We start from the raw sequence: 17,449 nt of genomic DNA, 5'->3' as shown, positions 1-17,449 counted from the left end.
TCGACGATTCTGGATGCCATGCGCCGCGCGCCCATTCGCCGAAGCCAAAATATCAATTCAGTTTCTTCGACGCCGGGATCGCCAAAGTTGGGAAATGATCGTCGGACCTGATGGAGACGATGCGCGTGAACGACAAGGAATTCGATGTGGTGGTGGCCGGCTGCGGTGCGGCAGGTCTTTCGGCGGCAGTGGCGGCGGCGCAGGCTGGTGCGCGGGTCGCGGTGATCGAGCGCGCGACGCGCGAGGAGCGCGGCGGCCAGAGCCGCTACACCGAGGCCTACCTGCGCATGAAGAGCCACACCGAGGTCAGCGACGACTTCGAGACGCACCTGGCGGAAAACGGCTCGGGCAGCGTCGACCCCGAGCTCGTCGCCGAAGCCGCGACCGAGGTCGCGCACCGCCCTGCCCTCGTGCGCGCGCTCAGCATCGCCGACCCCAACGTCATCGAACGGCTGGCCGGCAGCGCCGGCGACACGATCGCGTGGCTCGAACAGATGGGCGTGCGCTTCGACTTCCTGCCGACCCAGTTCCTCACCAAGGCGCAGCCGCGGCTCTTGCCGGTGGGCGGCGGCCGGGCGCTGGTCGAGGCGCTGGCGGCGCGCGCCGAATCGCTGGGTGTCGACTTCTTCTACGAGACCACGGCCTCGGCGCTGGTGCAGGCCGACGACGGCAGCGTCACCGGCCTGAAGGTCACGGGCCGCGGCAACGCGCGCTTCGTGCTGCGCGGCGAGGTGGTGCTGGCCTGCGGCGGCTTCGAAGGCAATGCCGAGATGATGACCCGCTACATCGGACCGCGCTCGGTCCATCTGCGGCCGGTCTGCAAGGGCGGCTACTACAACCGCGGCGAAGGCATCCGCATGGCGCTGGACATCGGCGCTGCGGCCTGCGGCGATTTCGGCAGCTACCACGCGGAGCCGGTGGATCCGCGCTCCGGCGTCGCCGAGCCGTCGATCTTCATCTTTCCCTATGGCGTGCTCGTCAACCTGGATGGCGAACGCTTCACCGACGAAGCGCCAGGCACGGTCGACGCGCACTACGAGCGCGTGACGCGCCGCATTTACGAACAGCGCGAAGGCACGGCCTGGGTGGTGCTCGATGCGAAGCACCAGCGCATTCCGAATTACCGGCTCGGCATCCGCACCGACCAGCCGCCGGTGGTGGCCGACAGCCTGGATGCGCTGGCCGCGAAGATCGGCGTGCCGGCCGAGCGGCTGGCGGCCACCATCGAGCGCTACAACCAGGCCTGCGTGCCCGGCACGTCGCGTCCGCTCGAACTCGACGGCCTCGCCACGCGCGGTCTGTCGCCGCCCAAGTCCAACTGGGCCGTGGCGCTGGACGAGGCGCCCTTCCATGCCTATCCGATCATCTCGGCCAATGTGTTTACCTTCGGCGGATTGAAGGTCGATGAATCGGCCCGCGTGGTCAATGGCGACGGCGATGCGATTCCCGGGCTCTATGCGGCAGGCGAAACCGCGGGGCTCTACTACGGCAACTACACCGGCGCGACCTCGGTGCTCAAGGGTCTGGTCTTCGGCCGCATCGCGGGCACGCTGTCGGCCGGTCGTCGCGCGGGGGCCCGATGAGCGGCGCGCAGGATTTCGTCGGCCGCGTCGCGCTGATCACCGGCGGCAATGGCGTCATCGGCAGCGCCGTGGCGGCCGCGTTGCGCGCCGAGGGCGCCACGGTGGTCACGGCCGACGGTGCGGCCGCGGGGTCGTGGCAAGAGGCCGATGCCGCATCGCTCGCCGTGCAGGCCGTGCGGCTCGACGTCACGGACCGGCAGGCCATCGACGGCCTGGTGCAGCGCATCGCGCAGCGGCTGGCGCCGGTCGACCTGCTGGTCAACGTCGCCGGCGTGGTCTCCTTCGGCGATGCGGAAACCCTGGCCGAGGCCGAGTGGGACCGCGTCATCGACATCAACCTGAAAGGCAGCTTCCTCGCCTGCCAGGCGGTGATCCCCGGCATGAAGCGGCTGAAGTTCGGCCGCATCCTCAACATCGGTTCGGTGGTCGGCAAGAACGCCGGCAACGCGCGCCCCTGGATCGACGTGGCCGAACAGCAGCGCGCGGGCAACGTGGCCTATGGCGTCTCGAAGGCCGGCGTGCACGTGATGACCGGCTTTCTCGCCAAGGAACTCGCGGCGCACGGCATCACGGTCAATGCGATCGCGCCGGGGCCGATCGCGACGCCGATGACCACCGATTTTCCGGCGCAGCTCCGATCGCTGATCCCGGTCGGCCGCATGGGCACGGCGCGGGACATCGTTCGCGCCGCGCTGTTTCTCGGCGCGCGCGATGCGGGCTTCATCACCGGCGAGGTGCTCGACGTCAACGGCGGCATGTTCTGCGATTGAGCGCAGTCTCTCTTTTTCTTCCAACGGCAAATCAGTTCTCATGAAATCAATCTACCTCGTGCTCGACATGCAAAACGACCTCGTCCACGCGGACGGTCCGAACGGGAAATCGCCCATGGGCGAGCAGGTGCGTGCGCGCCAGGTGGTGGCGAACACCGCCGCCGCGCTCAGGAAGGCGCGCGATGCCGGTATCGCGGTCGGCTTCGTGCGCGTCGGCTTCTCCGCCGACTACCACGAGTGCCCGAAGAGTTCGCCGGTGTTCGGTGCAGCGGCCAAGGCCGGCATCTACAAGCTCGGCACCTGGGGCACCGAGATCCATCCGGACCTGGCGGAGCAGCCGGGCGACGTGCAGGTGGTCAAGCATCGCGTGAGCCCTTTCTACTCGACCACGTTGATGGCACAGCTGCGCGCGGCCGGCATCGAGCGCATCTACTGCTCCGGCGTGTCGACGCAGGCGGTGGTGCAGGCCACGGTGCGCGACGCCCACGACCGCGACTTCGATGTCGTCGTGATCGAGGACGGCTGCTGCGCGCACTCCGAGGAGGAGCACCGCAACTCGATGGGCAGCATCGCGCGCTTCTGCCGCGTCGTGAATTCCGGCACCGTGGACTTCAAGTCCTGAATCTTCGAGCGAGCGCACCATGAGTATTCGCATCTGGCATCAGAGCTTCACGGTCCTGTCGGACCTCGGCGCCTACGACGCGGCGCTGAAGACCCACTTCCAGCGGGTCGCGCGCCCCGATACCGAGATCGTCATGCACGGCATGCGTGCCGGCACCTACCCGACCAACTACCCGGGCACCGACATCCGCTATGCCGCGGTCCAGCACCTGCATGCGACGCAGTTCATGCAGGCCGGCATCGCGGCCGAGCAGGAAGGCTTCGACGCCTATGCGATCAGCACGCTGCCCGATCCCGCGTTGCGCGAGATTCGCTCGCTGCTCGGCATCCCCGTCGTCGGCTACGGCGAGTCGGCGATGCTGACCTCCTGCCTGCTGGGCGCGCGCTTCGCCGTGGTGATGTTCATCAGCCAGATGACGCCGCTGATCGCGGAGAACGCCAAGCGCTACGGCCTGTCGGAACGGCTGGCCGGCGTCTCCGATGTCGGCTTCGTCTTCAACGATGTGCTGCGCGGCTTCTCGGAGCCGGCGCCGCTGATCGAGCGCTTCCGCACCGCGGCGCGGGCGCAGATCGCGCGCGGCGCCGAGGTGATCATTCCGGGCGAGGCGCCGCTGTGCGTGCTGCTGGCGAGCCAGGGCGTTTCCAGCGTGGACGGCGTGCCGGTGCTCGATTCGCTGTCGTGCTGGATCAAGCATGCGGAGATGCTGGTCGACCTCCAGCGCCAGAGCGGCGTCGAGCGCTGCCAGAACGGCTACTACAACGAGCCGCCGCCGCGCGAACGCGTGCTCGAGCTGCTGGATTTCTACGGCCGCTCGCAGACCGCGGCCGCGGCGTCATGACGAAGACGGTGCAGACACAGCTGCTGGTGATCGGCGGCGGCCTCGCCGGCTTCGCCTGCGCGCTGCAGGCGGCCGAGGATGGCGCCGAGGTGCTGCTCATCGAGAAGACGGCCACGACCGGCGGCTCCTCGGCCATGAGCGGCGGCTGCCTCGCCTTTGCCGGCACGGACCTGCAGCAGCGCAACGACATCGAGGACTCCGACGAACTGCTGAGGCGCGACCTGATCGAGGTCGGGCAGTCGCAGAACGACGCCTCGCTGGTCGAGGTGTATGTCGCCCACCAGCTGGACACCTACCACTGGCTGCGGGGCCACGGCGTCGAATTCAGTCCGGTGATCGAGGCTTCGTCGGGGCAGTCGGTGCCGCGCGTGCACACGGTCGATCCGGCGGACATGGTGCGCACACTGGCCGAGAAGTGCAAGGCCACGGGCCGCGTCAGCGTGATGATGTCGACCGCCGCGAAGCGATTGCTGCGCAGCGACGAGCGCGCGCCGGTGCGCGGCGCGACGGCGGTGGATGCGAGCGGCCAGGCATTCGAGATCCTCGCGCGCGACGGCGTGGTGCTGGCCAGCGGCGGCTTCTGCCGCAATGCCGAGCTGGTGAACCGCTTCGCGCCGCACTACGCGGAGGCGGTGTTCGTTGGTGGCGAAGGCAACGTCGGCGACGGCCTGCTGATGGGATGGAAGCTCGGCGCCGACGTGCGCGACATGGCCTACATCAAGGGAACCTTCGGCAAGCATCCGGTCGACACGCTCAACAACCACAGCTGCCTGGCGGTCTACAAGGGCGCGATCGCGGTCAACCAGGAAGGCCGGCGCTTCGTCGACGAGTCGCTCTCGTACAAGCTGCTGGGCGATGCGGTGATGGGCCAGTCGTACCACAGCGCGTTCCAGGTCTTCGACCAGCCGATCTTCGACAGCGGCGACGACCGGGTGCGCATCCTCGACTTCGGCCGGCGCATGGAAGAGGGCCTGATGGTGAAGGCCGACAGCCTGCAGGCGCTGGCGCAGCAGATCGAGGTGCCCTACGAGACGCTGCGCGCGACCGTCGATGCCTACAACCTGGCGGCCGATGCCGGCGAAGACGCGGTGTTCGGGCGCAAGGCGCTGGTGCACAACCACGGCCGCCTGCTGCGCATCGAGACCGCGCCCTTCTATGCCTATCCGTCGACGGCGGCCGTCTTCGGCACCTACTGCGGATTGCGCATCGATGCGGGCATGCGGGTGATCGACGTCTTCGGCGACCCCATCGCCGGCTTGCTGGCCGCGGGCGAAGTCGTCGGCGGCTTTCACGGCGGCGCCTACATGACCGGCTCGGCGCTCGGCAAGGCGGCGGTCTTCGGACGTCTTGCCGCCCGCGAGGCCTTGAAGGCCGAGACGCAAGCCGCCGCCTGAGCAGCGACGGGTCGGATCAGCGCTTGCCCAGCGCCCGCACCGCGACCGCGCGCGTGGCGCTGGGCCGGCGTTCCGAATCGAGCACCTCGACCAGGAATTCGGTGAAGGCGCGCACCTTTGCCGAACTGCTGCGGGCCTTGGCCGTCACCGCGTAGAAGGTCTTCACGGCGGTGGTCCATTCGGGATAGAGCCGCACCAGCTCGCCGCCGTCGAGCAACCGGTGGGCGAAGATGTCGAGCACGTGCACCGCGCCCACACCTGCGCGCGCGGCCATCAGCAGCGCGTCGCTGCTGTTGAAGTGCAAGGGACCCTGCGGCTTGATCTCGACCTTCTCTTCGCCGCGTTCGAGCTTCCAGCCATTGGCGTGGCTGCGTTCCTCGGCGAGGATGCCGAGACAGCGGTGCGGATCCAGTGCCGCCGGGTCGGCAGGCAGCGAGGCCGCCAGCCGCGGCGCGCAGCAGACGACGTAGCGCGCTTCATAGATCGGACGCGCGATCAGGTCGGCGTCTTCTACCGAGTCCATGCGGATCGCGATGTCGATTGCGCGCTCGATCATGTGGTGCGGCTGGTTCGTCAGCGTGATCGCGGTCGAGATGGCGGGATGGCGCTGCGCGAAGGTCGGCAGCGCCGGGCACACCAGCGCGTGGCCGATCGAGATCGGCATCTCGATGTGCAGCGCACCGCGCAGCTCGCCCATCGAGGTGCGGACTTCTTCCTCGGTCTGCGCCACGGAGTGCAGCAGCTCGCGCGCACGCGGCAGGTAGAGCTGGCCTTCTTCGGTGAGCCGCAGGCGCCGCGTGTCGCGATGAATCAGCGTGACGCCGAGATGGCGTTCGAGATTGCGCACGCAGGTCGTGACCGTGGCATTCGCCAGGTTGAGCGAGTCCGCCGCGCGCGAGAAGCTGCCGCATTCGGCGACGCGGACGAAAACTTCCATGGCCCAGAGCCTGTCGATGTCGAACCCCTGCACGCTGTTGAAGGAATCAGCGGTGCCGATCCCGGGGCGCGATTGTAGCGACGGGCTCGCCGCGCCTTCGCGCCCGTCGCGGCATCGAAGGCGCGGCCGGATGCCAAATTGTGTTTTCGGACGGCGCTGCTTGCCCGGGCCGGGCCGCTCCGGAGAATCGGCCGCCGAAGGAATCCATGCAATGAATACGCTCGTGCTGCTGGCGGGAATCGCCGATCCCAAATGGCCGCTGCCGCGTCCGCTGACGGCGGATGCGCTGCGCGCGCATCAGGCGCAGCATCAGGTGCTGGGGCCTTTCGACGAGGCCGCGCTGGAAGTGGCGCTCAAGCTGCGCGATGCCGCGCCAGACATGCAGTTGCGCGCGATCGTGGTGGGCGGCGAGGCGCTGGCGCGCCAGGTCGCCGGCTTTCGCATCGACACGCTGGTGCGGCTCGATCCGGCGGCCCTTGCGCCGTGGAGCACGGCCGAGCTGGCGGCGGCGCTGCGCGCATCGATCGATGCGTTGCCCGATCTGCTGCTCATCGGGCGCGAGTTCGGCGATCACGACGACGGCAGCGTGCCGGCGCATCTCGCGCAGTGGCTCGCGTTGCCCCATGTGAGCCTGGCGCTGTCGATGCAGCGCGTTGACGCCGGCCTTCGCATCGTGCGCCAGGGTGGCGAGACCTTGCAGCGCGTGGACGCCACCCTGCCCTTGCTGGCCAGCGTGACGAACGATTCGCACAACCGTCTGCGGCAGCCGCTGCTCAAGAACGTGATGGCGACGCGGAAGATGCGCTTCGAGGCCGCGCTGTCCGATGCGCCGTCCGGGGTCGTCGCGCTGGCGTCGATCGAGGCCGCCACCGTTGGCGCGCGCGAGAAGGCGTGCCGTTTTCTTGGCGGCACGGTCGACCAGCAGGCGGACGAACTGGCCGGCATCCTGTCGCGCCTGGGAGAGGCCGCATGAGTGACATGGAAGCAGGGTCGCTGCGCATCGTCGTGCTGCTCGCGGGTGGGGACGCGGGCGACGGAGATGGGCAACGCGAAGCCCTGATCGCAGCAGCGCGGTCAATGCTGAGCGAGCCATGGCAGGGGCGCGTGGAGTTGATGCGATTGCGTGGCGTCGGCCCTGCGTCGACGCCCGCGCTCGCGGGCCTGTCGACCTGGTGGGATGTCACGCATCCAGGACTCGGCGCCGATCCATCCGCTGCGGTGTGGGCCGAGGCTGCGATGCAGGCGCTGGATCGGATCGGCATTGCGGCGCCGAGCCGCGCGCTGGTGTTGCTGCCGTCTGGTCCGTTGGGCGTGGAGCTGGCCACCTGCCTCGCGGTGCGTTGCGGCGGCGTGTCCTTGGGCCGCTGCCAGGCTCTGAGCGTCGAGGCCAACGTCGTGCTCGCACGCAAGGCGGTATTCGGCGGACGCGTGGTCGCGGCGCTGCGATCGGCGACATGGCCCTGCTTTGCTGCACTTCGGCCCGAACGCATGAAAGCCTTGCCGACGATGCAAGTCTCGGGCGAGCTCCGTTCGATCACGCTGGACGGCGCGCTGCCCGCGGACTTCGCGACGCAGCCCGTCGACAGCGGCGATGCGCAGCGCGCGCTCGTCGGCGCCCGGGTGGTGGTCAGCGGAGGACGCGGCATGCGCGGCCCCGAAGGCTTCGATCTGCTTGGCCGGCTGGCAGCGCAGCTCGACGCCGCCGTGGGCGGCAGCTTGCCGGCCGTCGATGCCGGGTGGTTGCCGGTCGCGCGCCAGGTCGGCCAGTCGGGCAAGTTCGTGGCGCCGCGCACCTACGTTGCGGTCGGTATCTCGGGCACGCCGCAGCATCTGGCGGGCGTCTCCAGTGAGTCGTCGATCATTGCGCTGAACAGCGACCCCGATGCACCGATCTTCGAGATGGCCGACGTGGGGCTGGTGGGCGACTGGCAGGAGATCCTGCCGCGGGTGCTTATGCACCTGGCGGCGCGGGAGCGCGACGCCGGTTGATGCCGGCCTGCTGCTCGATGGCCGCCTGGACGATCGGCCGCGCCCAGGCGGGCGTCGCTTGCAAGGCCGCTGCGTCGTTTGCTGCGGGGAGGCTCATCCGGCCATGGACCATCTCGAGCACCAGCACGGGGTCGGGAATGTCTTCGCCAACGGCAGCTTCGGCGCTGTTGTCGAACACCTGCAGGCGAGTCAATTGCGGCAGCAGTCGGATCAGATTCAGGCGCGAGGCGACCCAGCGCTCCCGGATCTTGTTCTCGGGGATGTCGTGGCCGCCGCTGGCGACGCGCGATTTGACGCGCTGCAGATGCAGCTTCGGCGAGGCCAATCCGCAATACAACATCAGGACGTCGTGGGTGCGTGAGGCCGCAGCCAGCAACGCCGGGATGGTCGTGGCGCCCAGCGTGGTTTCGAAAGCGTGGTTGGTGCCATTGGAAATGGCGGTGTCGAGCTGTGAACGGCCATGCTCCCAGGCGTGGCCGTTGGCCTCCTCCAGGCTCAGCCCCAGCCGTGCCGTCAGTTCGCGCGCATAGGTGTCGGGGTTGAACCAGTCGAGTCCATGTTCGACCAGCATGGCACCGCCCACCGAACTCTTGCCGGCGCCGTTGACGCCAGCCAGCACGAAGATGAACGGGCGTGCGGCCCGCGACTTCATCAGAACGACGCGCCCGCCTTGGGCCGCTTGCCGAGCCTGCCCTTGGCATCGAACAGCGCCGTCACGTTGCGAACGGTGCCGGGCTGTTGCAGCACGGCCAGCCGCGCGGCGAACCGATCGGCCAGCTCGTCCAGGACCGATTGCTCTCGTGCCTTGAGCGCAAGCAGATCCTGCGTCAGTTGGCGGTAGGTGGCGGCGTCGAGCAGCACCATCTCGACCGCGGCGTGGTTGGTGATGGCCACGCTGCCTGTCCGATGGACCTGGCGTACAACATCGCCCCACTTGTTCTTGACCTGTGAGGCGTTCTGGCGAGGCAGGTCATCGAGGTTGATCAGTTCGGTCATCATGACGGTACGATTGCGTTCGGGTCATTATGCCAATAATGTCCAGATCGCACGGGAGACTCTCCGATACTCTATGGGCGATGTGGGCTGAACGCAAATACACTAACGGTATACCAGTTTCTAATCCAGGAACACCTGCTATCCAGCTCCTTTCATTATGTTCCACTGCCGCGACCATCACCCACACGTTTGCCGTTAGCGTATTTTTAGATGCAACCCCTTTCCCTGTTCGATGAGGCCTCGAGCGGCACCCACCAGGCCGCGTTCGAGCGCTGGCTCACGGACCAGCGCGACGCCGGTGCCCTGCGCCAGCCCTCCTCCATCCAGGTCTATCGCGACATGTGGAGCAGCTTCACCGCATGGTGCCTGGGGCAGTCGCCTACCGTGACGCTCGCGTCGCTGGATACTGGCGATCTGCGCGCGTTCCAGCAGGCGCGCTTCGGCATGAAGAGCGCAGACCTGTCGCTCTCCCCGCGCCATGCGCTGCGGCTGCTGCGGCTGATCGACCGGGTGTTGCGCCACCATGCGGCAGCGACCGGCGCGCGCGCCAACACGGCCGCGGCCGACTGGATCGCGGCGCAGCCGCACGTTCGCTATGCGGAGGCCGCACATGCCGATCCATTGCCCGAGTTTCTGTCGGTCTCCGAGGCCAGGCACCTGATCACCTTCCTTTCGGACGCGCGCCCTCGTCCGACCGCAACGGGCACGCGCCGCGACGGCCAAACCGCCCTGAGCTGGCAGCAACTCAGGAACCGCGTCGCGGTGGCCTTGCAACTCGGCGCCGGGCTGACGCCGGGCGATGTCCGGGTCCTGACCCTGCAGGCGCCGACCTCGCAAGGTGGTCGCGCGCGGCATCGGCCCTGGAAGATCGCCGTGCCGGGCAACGGCAATTCACCGGCGCGCGAGACGCCGATCGCACCGTGGGCGGGCGAGCTGCTGCAGCATTGGCTGCAGGTGCGTGCCGAGTCGAAGATCGCCGGCGATTTCCTGTTTCCGTCGACACGCACGGGCAAGCCGTGGAGCAAGGAAGCGCAGTACCTGGCAGCCAGGCAGGTGTTCGCGGACGCCGGACTGGACGTCGCCGATGGCGGATCGTTCCGCTTGCGTCATACCTTCGCGTTGCGCCAGCTGCGCCGCGGCACCGACGCGGACCAGGTGGCGCGCTGGCTGGGCATCGAAGTCGAAGCGATGGGCAAGTACCGGCGGGTGGTCGCCGGACCCGAGCAGGTCGTCTAGCCTGCGGCCCCTCGGGATCGGCGACGGTCGGCGGCGACCGCACGTCAAAGCTCGTGAAAGCCCTCCTGGGGCTGGATCCTGGACTTCGAGCGGAAGCTGATCTTCGGCATATGGCGCACGCCCAGCAAGCCGAACAGACCGACCGCGATGGTCAGCCAGAAGCCGGTGTGGATGGCGCTGACCAGCGCTTCGCGCGCCATGCCGATCAGGACCGTCCCGTCCCTGCCAGCCGCGGCCAGGTGGCTCAACAGGGCCATCTGCATGTCGTGGTTGAGCAGCACCTCCGGGTCCGCCAGCTGCTGCCGCCACGCGCCATCGGCGCTGTCTTCCAGCGCACGCCCGATCCCGCTGCGATAGGCCCAGTTGACCACCGCGCCGGTCAGCGCCGTCCCGAGCATGCCGCCCACCATGCGTTGCGACTGGAGCAGCGCGATCGCGATGCCCACATGCTCTCTCGGCGCCGACTGCTGCATGGAGATGGTCAGGTTCGGCATCATCAGCCCCATTCCGAGCCCGCCGCACATCATGACGGCCAGCAGGTAGCCGTGCGAGGACACCGGACGCGCCAGCAGCATGCACAGGCCGCACAGGGTCGTCATGGCAAAGCCCAAGTAGACCATCATGGCCGAATGCGGCAACCGCAGAAGAATGCGGCTGTTGGCGATGTTGGCGACCGCGATGAAGGCCACCAGCGGCGTCACCAGCAGCCCGGCCGTGCGCGCCGACAGGTCGAAGCCGCCCTGGAACATCAGGGGCACGTAGACCAGCAGCGAGAACATCATGAAGCCGCTGGCGGCCGCCAGCAGGAACATGCTCGCGAGCGCCCGGTTGCGCATCAGCTCCAGCGGAATGAGCGGATGCGCGGCGCGGCGTTCCCACCAGTAGAGCGCGACGAAGGCGAAGCCGCACGCGGCCAGAAGACAGATCATCGAGACGGTGAAGCCGCGCTGCGGCACCAGCTCGACCAGCAGCTGCATGCTGCCCAGGCCGGTCGCGATCAGCAGCGCGCCGGGCCAGTCGATGCGGGCCTTGGCGCCGGCGATGCCATGGCGGAAGTGCGGCAGGAAGCGCCAGACCGAATACAGCGAGACGAGGCCCACCGGCAGGTTGATGTAGAACACCCAGCGCCAGCCGAGGTACTGGGTGAGAAGGCCGCCCAGCGACGGCCCCAGCGTGTTGGAGATGCCGAACGCCGACGCCATCATGACCTGCCAGCGCAGGCGAACGACGGCATCGGGAAACAGGTCGACGATGCAGGCGAAGGCGCTGCCCACCAGCATGCCGCCGCCCAGGCCCTGCAGTGCGCGCGCCAGCACCAGCGCGTCCATGCTGTTGGCCAGGCCGCACAGCGCGGACGCCACGCTGAAGATCACGATCGAGGTCAGCACGAAGGGCTTGCGGCCGAACTGATCGCCCAGGCGGCCGACCACCGGCACCGTGATCACCGAGGTCAGCAGGTACGAGGTCGCGACCCAGGCGTAGAGATCGAAGCCGTGCAGTTCGGCGACGACGGCCGGCAGCGCGGTGCTCACCACGGTCTGGTCCAGCGCCACCAGGGTGGCCACGAAGCACAGGCCCAGCATCGCCATCAGCGAATCCCGGTTCGAGAGTCTCTGCCGCGCCGAGTACGCGGATTCAAGCTTGGATATCGAAGTCACATGCGGGCCGTTGTGGCGGCCGGAAGCCGCCCGTTCATGATGGGGACGCGCGACCATCCATCGTCATCGGGAGAGAGCACGCGAACGGCGCGACAGCCGGGCACGCCGGCTGGCGATCGCATGCTGATTGCCAGTTGGAATTGTGCCGCGTTTGGAAAGAACCACGGGCGCAGTCAACCATGTGAACCATGTGCGAAGCGGCCGGCCGCCTTTTGCAAGCGCCATCCGGGGCACTCGTGATGCATCTGCCATCGGTTGATGTTTAACATGTCAAAACGCGGATTGCGGCATATGCGACGCGCCATGAAACTCGGGGCACTCAGCTTCCAACGGATCGATGTGCCATGACCTCCTCCACGCCGCCCCCTGGCACTCCTGCCGCGAACGCCGGGCCGCTGGCCGGCATCCGCATTCTCGACATGGCAACCGTGATCGCCGCGCCCTTCTCGGCCACCCTGTGCGCCGACCTGGGCGCTGAAGTCGTCAAGCTCGAGCTACCCGATGGCAGCGACTCCCTGCGAACGCTCGCCCCGGTCAAGGATGGGAACGCGCTCTACTGGAAGGTGACCAATCGCGGCAAACGCGGCATCACCCTGGATGTGCGCAAGCCCGAAGGGCGGGAACTGTTCCTGCGGCTGCTGCCGCAGTTCGATGTGCTGGTCGAGAACTTCCGCACCGGCACCATGGATCGCTGGGGACTCGATCTCGCCACGCTGCACGCGGTCAACCCGCGCCTGACCGTGCTGCGCCTGACCGGATTCGGCCAGACCGGTCCCTACGCCCAGCGCCCGGGCTTCGCACGCATCTTCGAGGCGATGAGCGGATTCGCCCACCTGACGGGCGAGGCAGACGGCAGCCCACAGCACATGAACTATCCGCTCGGCGACGTGGTTGCCGGACTGTTCGGCGCCTTTTCCATTGCCTCCGCGATGGCCGAGCGCGGCCGGCGCCCGGACCTGCCCGGTCGCGAGATCGACCTGTCGGCCACGGAAGCCATGCTGCGTCTGCTGGAGCCGCTGGCGGTGGAGTTCGAGCAGCTGGGCGAGGTGCGGCAGCGTGCAGGCACCCGCGCCACCTACACGGCGCCCTCGAACATGTACAAGACATCGGACAAGGTCTGGGTCACGGTCGTGGGCTCTTCCGAGTCCATTTTTCGCCGGATCTGCGAGGCCATGGGGCGGCCCGAACTGCTCGACGATCCGCGCTTCACCACCAACCCCGATCGGCTGCGCCACCTCGACGCGCTGGACGGCATCATCGCATCCTGGTGCGCGGCGCAATCCTTCGAATCGCTTGCCGCGGCGCTGAGCCGCCACGAGGTTCCCTTCAGCAAGGTCTATGGCATCGACGACGTTCTTGCCGACCCGCATTTCCAGGCGCGGGAAGCGATCATCCGCCTGCCCGATCCGGACCTCGGCAGCGTGCCGGCGCCCTGCGTCGTGCCGCGCTTTTCCGGCAGTCCCAGTCCCGTGCCGCGTTCGGGTCCGGGTGTCGGAGAGCACAACGGCGAAGTCTTCGCGGCCCTGGGGCTGGACGGCGCCGAATTGCAGCGGCTCAAGGACGCGCGCGTCATCTGATTCTTCACTCCCTGTCGATATTGGACCTGCCCTGCCCCAGGAATGACGAACCCACCCATCACCACCTACCGGCGCCACGCCGATGTCGCCGAGATCCAGCTGCTGAATCCGCCCGTCAACGGCCTGGGGCACGAAGTGCGGCAATCGCTGCACACCCATCTGCGAGAAGCCCTGGCGGACCCGCAAGTGCGCGCCATCGTGCTGACCGGCGCCGGCAGGATGTTCTGCGGCGGCGCGGACATCCGCCAGTTCGGCACACCGAAAGCAACCACGCAGCCGATGCTGCGAGACATCAACCGCCTGATCGAAGCCGCCGGCAAGCCGGTGATAGCGGCCATCCACGGCAACGCGCTCGGCGGCGGCCTGGAATTGGCGATGAGCTGCCACTACCGCATCGCGGCGACAGGCACGCGACTGGCGCTGCCGGAAGTCAAGCTGGGCATCCTTCCCGGCGGCGGCGGAACGCAGCGTCTGCCGCGCCTCGTCGGCATCGAGACGGCCTTGGACCTGATCGTGTCGGGCGATGCGATCGACGCTGACAAGGCGCGCGCATGCGGCTTGCTCGACGCGGTGGCGTCCGGCGATCTGCTGGACGCAGCGCTGTCACTGGCGCGCACCGCGGCCGATGAAGGCCCCGGGTCGCTCCCCGTGACTTCGGCGCGTCAAGTGCGCTTCGACGGCGATGCCCCGGCGTACTTCGAGGCGCAGCGGGCGCGCATCGCGCAAACCTGTCCCAGCCTCCCTGCGCCTCTGGCATGCCTCGAATGTCTCGAGGCCTCGCTGACGATGCCCTTCGAGGATGCGCTGATGCTGGAGAGGGCCAAGATCCAGGTGTTGGTGGACAGCCCGGAATCCAGGGAATTGCGCCGCCGGTTCTTCGCCGCGCGCGCAGCTGCCAAGCCGGGCGCCTAGCGCAGACCCAGCGCCACTTCCACGCTGCGCACCAGCGTGACGAGCCGCAAGCCCACGCGCTGCCTGACTTCCCGTGCCGGCGCCTGAGAAGCAGGCACCGTGCAATTGAACACCACGATCTCGGAGTTCACCGCCGTGGCCACCGGCACCGCGACCGCGAGCCGATCGCGGCGATAGTAGCCCGGGTTCGTGCTGTAGCCACGCGATGCGAAATCACGCAGCGCCTGCGGCAGGCGCTGCGCATGGTCGGCGAACTGCTGCGGATAGCGCACCTTGATCTGGTTGAGCGCTGCCTCCCGTTCCTTCGGTTCGGCGCGGGCCAGCCACGCGTGGCCGATGGCGGTCGCGAGCAAAGGCATCGACGCCCCGATATCGATCAGCGGCGCATCGCCGTCCTCCGACCGGCAGGTGTCCATCAAGACCATCTCGGCGCGATCGCGAATGCCGACGCTCACGGTGCCTCGCACTTCGTCGGCCAGCTCGTTCATCAACGGCCGCGCGATCTGGCGCAGGTTCATGCTGGCCAGCAACGGATAGGCCATCGACAGGACCGGCGCACCGAGGCGGTATTTGCCCAGTCGCGTGTCGTGGCGCAGATAGCCCAACTGGACCAGCGTGTAGGTCAGACGTGAAACGGTGGCTTTGTCGAGCCCCGTTCGGGCGACGAATTCCTTGTTGCCCAGCAACGGCTCGTCGGGCTTGAAGCACAGCAGAAGTTCGAGGCCCTTGGCAAGGGTGCCGGCGAACTGCTTGTCTTGCGGAATCCCGCGGGGACGCATGGCCATGGAAGTCGGTTTCAGTACGCGGTGCGCTGCTGCGCCAGGTAGGCGCGCTCCACGTCGCGAACCATGCGCACGAGCCTCGGACCGACATCGGTCTCGAGCGTGCGGCGGCCCAGCAGCACCGCGGGCACGCCGCAATTGAAGACCAGTGTCTCGCCGTCGACGACGCGTTGCATCGGCACCGCGACCGCGTGAACATCCTGCTGCCAGTCGCCGCGCGCGACGCAGGCGCCGGTCGCCTCGAGACTGCGCAGCGACGCCTGGACGGCACCGCGGTGCTTCTTCCATGCGCCCGGGTCTTCGGCCTGAATCTGCTGGAGTGCCTGACGGCGCAGTTCATCGCTGGTGCCGCCCAGCCAGGCCCGCCCCATGGCCGTGGTCAGCAGCGGCAGCGAACCGCCGATGTCGGGGCGAAAGGCAATCGCCTCATGGCCGCGGCATGTCTCGATGTACACCATATGGGAGCGGTCGCGCATGCCCAGCGACACCGAGCCGCGCGCGTGGTCGGCCAGCGCCTTCATGAAGGGGCGCGCCACCTGCCGGATGGTCAGGCTCGCCAGCAGCGGATAGCCCGCCGCCAGCGTCGCCGAGCCGAGGCGGTAGCGCCGCTGCTCGGCGTCGTACCTCAGAAACCCCAGTTCGCCCAGCGTATAGGTCAGACGCGAGACCGTGGCCTTGGACAGCCCGGTGCGCTCGACGAATTCGCGATTGGCCAGCGCAGGTTCCCCCACCTTGAAGCTCTTGAGAATCAACAGCCCGTTGGCCAGACTGGTGGCGAACATCTGGTGGCGTGGGGGTTGGGGTGGCGATGTGTTCATGCGCAGTTGATCGGGACACGGAACAGCAGCAAGTTGCCGCCTGGATTATCGGATCAACGGGTTCGCTTGGAGTTTAATATAGCGAAACACAAGCCTCGATATCGACGGTTCCTCCTTATAGTTCTTCCAACCCGTGCGCTCGGCGCGGAAGAGCAAGCAGGAGACAAAGTGATTCGAGATCCTCAGGGCTTCGAGATATTTCTCGGCAAGCTGCGCGACTTCGTTCGCAACCGTCTGGTACCCCGCGAGGCCGAGGTGGCCCGCCTCGACGAAGTGCCGGCCGACGTGGTGGCCGAGATGGCTGCAGGCGGCCTGTTCGGCTACTCGATTCCGGAAGCCTACGGCGGCGCCGGCATGACCACCGAGGAGCTGGTGCTCGCGGCGATCGAATTGTCCCAATGCTCGGTGGCCTTTCGCGCCCGTATCGGCACCAACACCGGCATCGGTTCGGAAGCCTTGGTGATCGAAGGCTCCGATGCGCAGAAGCAGCGCTACCTGCCCGACATGGCGAGCGGCCGCCTCACCGGTTGCTTTGCGCTCACCGAACCCGAAGCGGGCTCGGATGCGGCAGCACTCAAAACGACAGCCGTCCGCAGCGGCGACAGCTATGTGCTCAATGGCAGCAAATGCTTCATCACGAACGCACCCATCGCCGGCCTGTTCACCGTGATGGCCCGCACCGACCCGGCCAATCCGGGCGCGGCCGGCGTCTCCGCATTCCTGGTTGAACGCGATACGCCGGGCCTGAGCACCGGCACGCCTTACGCCAAGATGGGACAGGCCGGCTCGCCGGTGTCGGAGGTGCACTTCGACAACTGCCGCGTACCCTCGGCGAACCTCATCGGCGGCGAAGAAGGCCGGGGATTCAAGATCGCCATGAAGGTGCTCAACAAGCAGCGCATTCATCTCGCGGCGCTGTGCATCGGCCCGGCCATCCGCATGCTGGACGACATCGTGCAGCACACCGCGAACCGCACGCAGTTCGGTCAGCCCGTGGGCGCCTTCCAGCTGGTGCAGGCCATGATCGCGGACTGCCAGACCGAGATTCACGCCGCGCGTGCGCTGGTGCTCGAGACCGCGCGCAAGCGCGACGAAGGCATCGACGTCACGATGGAAGCGTCCATCTGCAAGTACTTCGCGTCCGAGATGTGCGGCCGCGTGGCGGACCGATGCGTGCAAATGCTCGGCGGCTACGGCTTCATCGCGGACAACAGCATCGAGCGCTTCTACCGCGACGTGCGGCTGTTCAGGCTCTACGAAGGCACCAGCCAGATCCATCAGATCAACATCGCCAGGCGCACCTTCGGCCAGGCGGGATACGACATCAAGAGCTGACT

Annotated in this window: 17 protein-coding genes; 11 read left to right on the top strand and 6 right to left on the bottom strand. The window is 67.8% G+C overall.

The window, feature by feature from the left end; translation table 11 throughout:
• Nucleotides 1-119: 119 nt before the first annotated feature.
• The 5 genes from WDLP6_RS32710 to WDLP6_RS32690 are packed head-to-tail and all read left to right on the top strand — an operon-like array spanning nucleotide 120 to nucleotide 5,207.
• Nucleotides 120-1,583, top strand: coding sequence for an FAD-dependent oxidoreductase (locus tag WDLP6_RS32710; RefSeq protein ID WP_162595799.1), 1,464 nt, complete (start codon nucleotides 120-122; stop codon nucleotides 1,581-1,583).
• On the top strand, nucleotides 1,580-2,353 hold the full coding sequence (locus WDLP6_RS32705; RefSeq protein ID WP_232077666.1) for an SDR family NAD(P)-dependent oxidoreductase: 774 nt from the start codon (nucleotides 1,580-1,582) through the stop codon (nucleotides 2,351-2,353). Before WDLP6_RS32710 ends, WDLP6_RS32705 begins: the two co-directional genes overlap by 4 nt.
• Before the next feature lie 40 nt (nucleotides 2,354-2,393).
• A complete protein-coding gene (locus tag WDLP6_RS32700; protein ID WP_162571801.1) occupies nucleotides 2,394-2,975 on the top strand; it encodes a cysteine hydrolase family protein in 582 nt (193 codons plus the stop codon).
• 19 nt (nucleotides 2,976-2,994) lie between these two features.
• Nucleotides 2,995-3,813, top strand: coding sequence for an aspartate/glutamate racemase family protein (locus tag WDLP6_RS32695; protein ID WP_162571800.1), 819 nt, complete (start codon nucleotides 2,995-2,997; stop codon nucleotides 3,811-3,813).
• A complete protein-coding gene (locus tag WDLP6_RS32690) occupies nucleotides 3,810-5,207 on the top strand; it encodes an FAD-dependent oxidoreductase (RefSeq protein ID WP_162595436.1) in 1,398 nt (465 codons plus the stop codon). The genes WDLP6_RS32695 and WDLP6_RS32690 overlap by 4 nt, the downstream gene beginning before the upstream one ends.
• 16 nt (nucleotides 5,208-5,223) lie before the next feature.
• Here WDLP6_RS32690 and WDLP6_RS32685 read toward each other — a convergent pair whose 3' ends face one another.
• Nucleotides 5,224-6,144, bottom strand: a complete 921-nt coding sequence (locus WDLP6_RS32685; RefSeq protein ID WP_232077664.1) for a LysR family transcriptional regulator — start codon at nucleotides 6,142-6,144, stop codon at nucleotides 5,224-5,226.
• Here WDLP6_RS32685 and WDLP6_RS32680 point away from each other — a divergent pair.
• Nucleotides 6,143-7,117: an electron transfer flavoprotein subunit beta/FixA family protein gene (locus tag WDLP6_RS32680; protein ID WP_162595435.1), complete on the top strand. Its 975-nt coding sequence runs from the start codon at nucleotides 6,143-6,145 to the stop codon at nucleotides 7,115-7,117. The two genes, WDLP6_RS32685 and WDLP6_RS32680, sit on opposite strands and share 2 nt — an antisense overlap.
• A complete protein-coding gene (locus WDLP6_RS32675; RefSeq protein ID WP_162595434.1) occupies nucleotides 7,114-8,133 on the top strand; it encodes an electron transfer flavoprotein subunit alpha/FixB family protein in 1,020 nt (339 codons plus the stop codon). The genes WDLP6_RS32680 and WDLP6_RS32675 overlap by 4 nt, the downstream gene beginning before the upstream one ends.
• On the opposite strand, the gene WDLP6_RS32670 is transcribed toward WDLP6_RS32675, so the two are convergent.
• A complete protein-coding gene (locus WDLP6_RS32670; protein WP_162595433.1) occupies nucleotides 8,096-8,785 on the bottom strand; it encodes a zeta toxin family protein in 690 nt (229 codons plus the stop codon). The genes WDLP6_RS32675 and WDLP6_RS32670 overlap by 38 nt on opposite strands.
• Nucleotides 8,785-9,132 (bottom strand): type II toxin-antitoxin system prevent-host-death family antitoxin, encoded by a 348-nt coding sequence (locus tag WDLP6_RS32665; RefSeq protein ID WP_232077662.1) that lies wholly within the window; start codon nucleotides 9,130-9,132, stop codon nucleotides 8,785-8,787. Before WDLP6_RS32665 ends, WDLP6_RS32670 begins: the two co-directional genes overlap by 1 nt.
• A gap of 207 nt (nucleotides 9,133-9,339) precedes the next feature.
• Between WDLP6_RS32665 and WDLP6_RS32660 the strand changes: the two genes are divergently transcribed.
• On the top strand, nucleotides 9,340-10,365 hold the full coding sequence (locus tag WDLP6_RS32660; RefSeq protein ID WP_162595432.1) for a tyrosine-type recombinase/integrase: 1,026 nt from the start codon (nucleotides 9,340-9,342) through the stop codon (nucleotides 10,363-10,365).
• Nucleotides 10,366-10,409: 44 nt separating this feature from the next.
• On the opposite strand, the gene WDLP6_RS32655 is transcribed toward WDLP6_RS32660, so the two are convergent.
• On the bottom strand, nucleotides 10,410-11,954 hold the full coding sequence (locus tag WDLP6_RS32655) for an MFS transporter (RefSeq protein WP_232077660.1): 1,545 nt from the start codon (nucleotides 11,952-11,954) through the stop codon (nucleotides 10,410-10,412).
• Between the two features lie 413 nt (nucleotides 11,955-12,367).
• Here WDLP6_RS32655 and WDLP6_RS32650 point away from each other — a divergent pair, with 413 nt between their 5' ends.
• Together WDLP6_RS32650 and WDLP6_RS32645 are read left to right on the top strand one after the other, a co-directional pair.
• The gene (locus WDLP6_RS32650; RefSeq protein WP_162595431.1) at nucleotides 12,368-13,600 is read left to right on the top strand and encodes a CaiB/BaiF CoA transferase family protein; all 1,233 of its coding nucleotides are present in this window, start codon (nucleotides 12,368-12,370) and stop codon (nucleotides 13,598-13,600) included.
• A 42-nt stretch (nucleotides 13,601-13,642) separates the two neighbouring features.
• Nucleotides 13,643-14,512 (top strand): enoyl-CoA hydratase/isomerase family protein, encoded by an 870-nt coding sequence (locus WDLP6_RS32645; protein ID WP_162595430.1) that lies wholly within the window; start codon nucleotides 13,643-13,645, stop codon nucleotides 14,510-14,512.
• Here WDLP6_RS32645 and WDLP6_RS32640 read toward each other — a convergent pair.
• Together WDLP6_RS32640 and WDLP6_RS32635 are read right to left on the bottom strand one after the other, a co-directional pair.
• On the bottom strand, nucleotides 14,509-15,297 hold the full coding sequence (locus tag WDLP6_RS32640; RefSeq protein ID WP_162595429.1) for an IclR family transcriptional regulator: 789 nt from the start codon (nucleotides 15,295-15,297) through the stop codon (nucleotides 14,509-14,511). The genes WDLP6_RS32645 and WDLP6_RS32640 overlap by 4 nt on opposite strands.
• A gap of 11 nt (nucleotides 15,298-15,308) precedes the next feature.
• Complete coding sequence (locus tag WDLP6_RS32635) at nucleotides 15,309-16,076, bottom strand: IclR family transcriptional regulator (protein ID WP_232077658.1); 768 nt, start codon at nucleotides 16,074-16,076, stop codon at nucleotides 15,309-15,311.
• Nucleotides 16,077-16,280: 204 nt separating this feature from the next.
• Here WDLP6_RS32635 and WDLP6_RS32630 point away from each other — a divergent pair, with 204 nt between their 5' ends.
• The gene (locus WDLP6_RS32630) at nucleotides 16,281-17,447 is read left to right on the top strand and encodes an acyl-CoA dehydrogenase family protein (RefSeq protein WP_162595427.1); all 1,167 of its coding nucleotides are present in this window, start codon (nucleotides 16,281-16,283) and stop codon (nucleotides 17,445-17,447) included.
• Nucleotides 17,448-17,449 lie beyond the last annotated feature (2 nt).

The sequence above is a fragment of the Variovorax sp. PBL-E5 genome, from assembly GCF_901827185.1.
GTDB lineage: Bacteria > Pseudomonadota > Gammaproteobacteria > Burkholderiales > Burkholderiaceae_C > Variovorax.
The sequence above is the reverse complement of the archived record's forward strand: the minus strand, read 5'-3'. Positions and strand labels throughout refer to the sequence as shown.

What these genes read in the sequence shown, in the direction of transcription:
- WDLP6_RS32640 (WP_162595429.1), bottom strand. Translation starts at nt 15,297, where the DNA reads ATGGCCATGCGTCCCCGCGGGATTCCGCAAGACAAGCAGTTCGCCGGC.
- WDLP6_RS32660 (WP_162595432.1), top strand. Translation starts at nt 9,340, where the DNA reads ATGCAACCCCTTTCCCTGTTCGATGAGGCCTCGAGCGGCACCCACCAG.
- WDLP6_RS32675 (WP_162595434.1), top strand. Translation starts at nt 7,114, where the DNA reads ATGAGTGACATGGAAGCAGGGTCGCTGCGCATCGTCGTGCTGCTCGCG.
- WDLP6_RS32670 (WP_162595433.1), bottom strand. Translation starts at nt 8,785, where the DNA reads ATGAAGTCGCGGGCCGCACGCCCGTTCATCTTCGTGCTGGCTGGCGTC.
- WDLP6_RS32635 (WP_232077658.1), bottom strand. Translation starts at nt 16,076, where the DNA reads ATGTTCGCCACCAGTCTGGCCAACGGGCTGTTGATTCTCAAGAGCTTC.
- WDLP6_RS32700 (WP_162571801.1), top strand. Translation starts at nt 2,394, where the DNA reads ATGAAATCAATCTACCTCGTGCTCGACATGCAAAACGACCTCGTCCAC.
- WDLP6_RS32705 (WP_232077666.1), top strand. Translation starts at nt 1,580, where the DNA reads ATGAGCGGCGCGCAGGATTTCGTCGGCCGCGTCGCGCTGATCACCGGC.
- WDLP6_RS32650 (WP_162595431.1), top strand. Translation starts at nt 12,368, where the DNA reads ATGACCTCCTCCACGCCGCCCCCTGGCACTCCTGCCGCGAACGCCGGG.
- WDLP6_RS32680 (WP_162595435.1), top strand. Translation starts at nt 6,143, where the DNA reads ATGGCCCAGAGCCTGTCGATGTCGAACCCCTGCACGCTGTTGAAGGAA.
- WDLP6_RS32695 (WP_162571800.1), top strand. Translation starts at nt 2,995, where the DNA reads ATGAGTATTCGCATCTGGCATCAGAGCTTCACGGTCCTGTCGGACCTC.
- WDLP6_RS32685 (WP_232077664.1), bottom strand. Translation starts at nt 6,144, where the DNA reads ATGGAAGTTTTCGTCCGCGTCGCCGAATGCGGCAGCTTCTCGCGCGCG.
- WDLP6_RS32665 (WP_232077662.1), bottom strand. Translation starts at nt 9,132, where the DNA reads ATGATGACCGAACTGATCAACCTCGATGACCTGCCTCGCCAGAACGCC.
- WDLP6_RS32655 (WP_232077660.1), bottom strand. Translation starts at nt 11,954, where the DNA reads ATGGCGATGCTGGGCCTGTGCTTCGTGGCCACCCTGGTGGCGCTGGAC.
- WDLP6_RS32690 (WP_162595436.1), top strand. Translation starts at nt 3,810, where the DNA reads ATGACGAAGACGGTGCAGACACAGCTGCTGGTGATCGGCGGCGGCCTC.
- WDLP6_RS32710 (WP_162595799.1), top strand. Translation starts at nt 120, where the DNA reads ATGCGCGTGAACGACAAGGAATTCGATGTGGTGGTGGCCGGCTGCGGT.
- WDLP6_RS32645 (WP_162595430.1), top strand. Translation starts at nt 13,643, where the DNA reads ATGACGAACCCACCCATCACCACCTACCGGCGCCACGCCGATGTCGCC.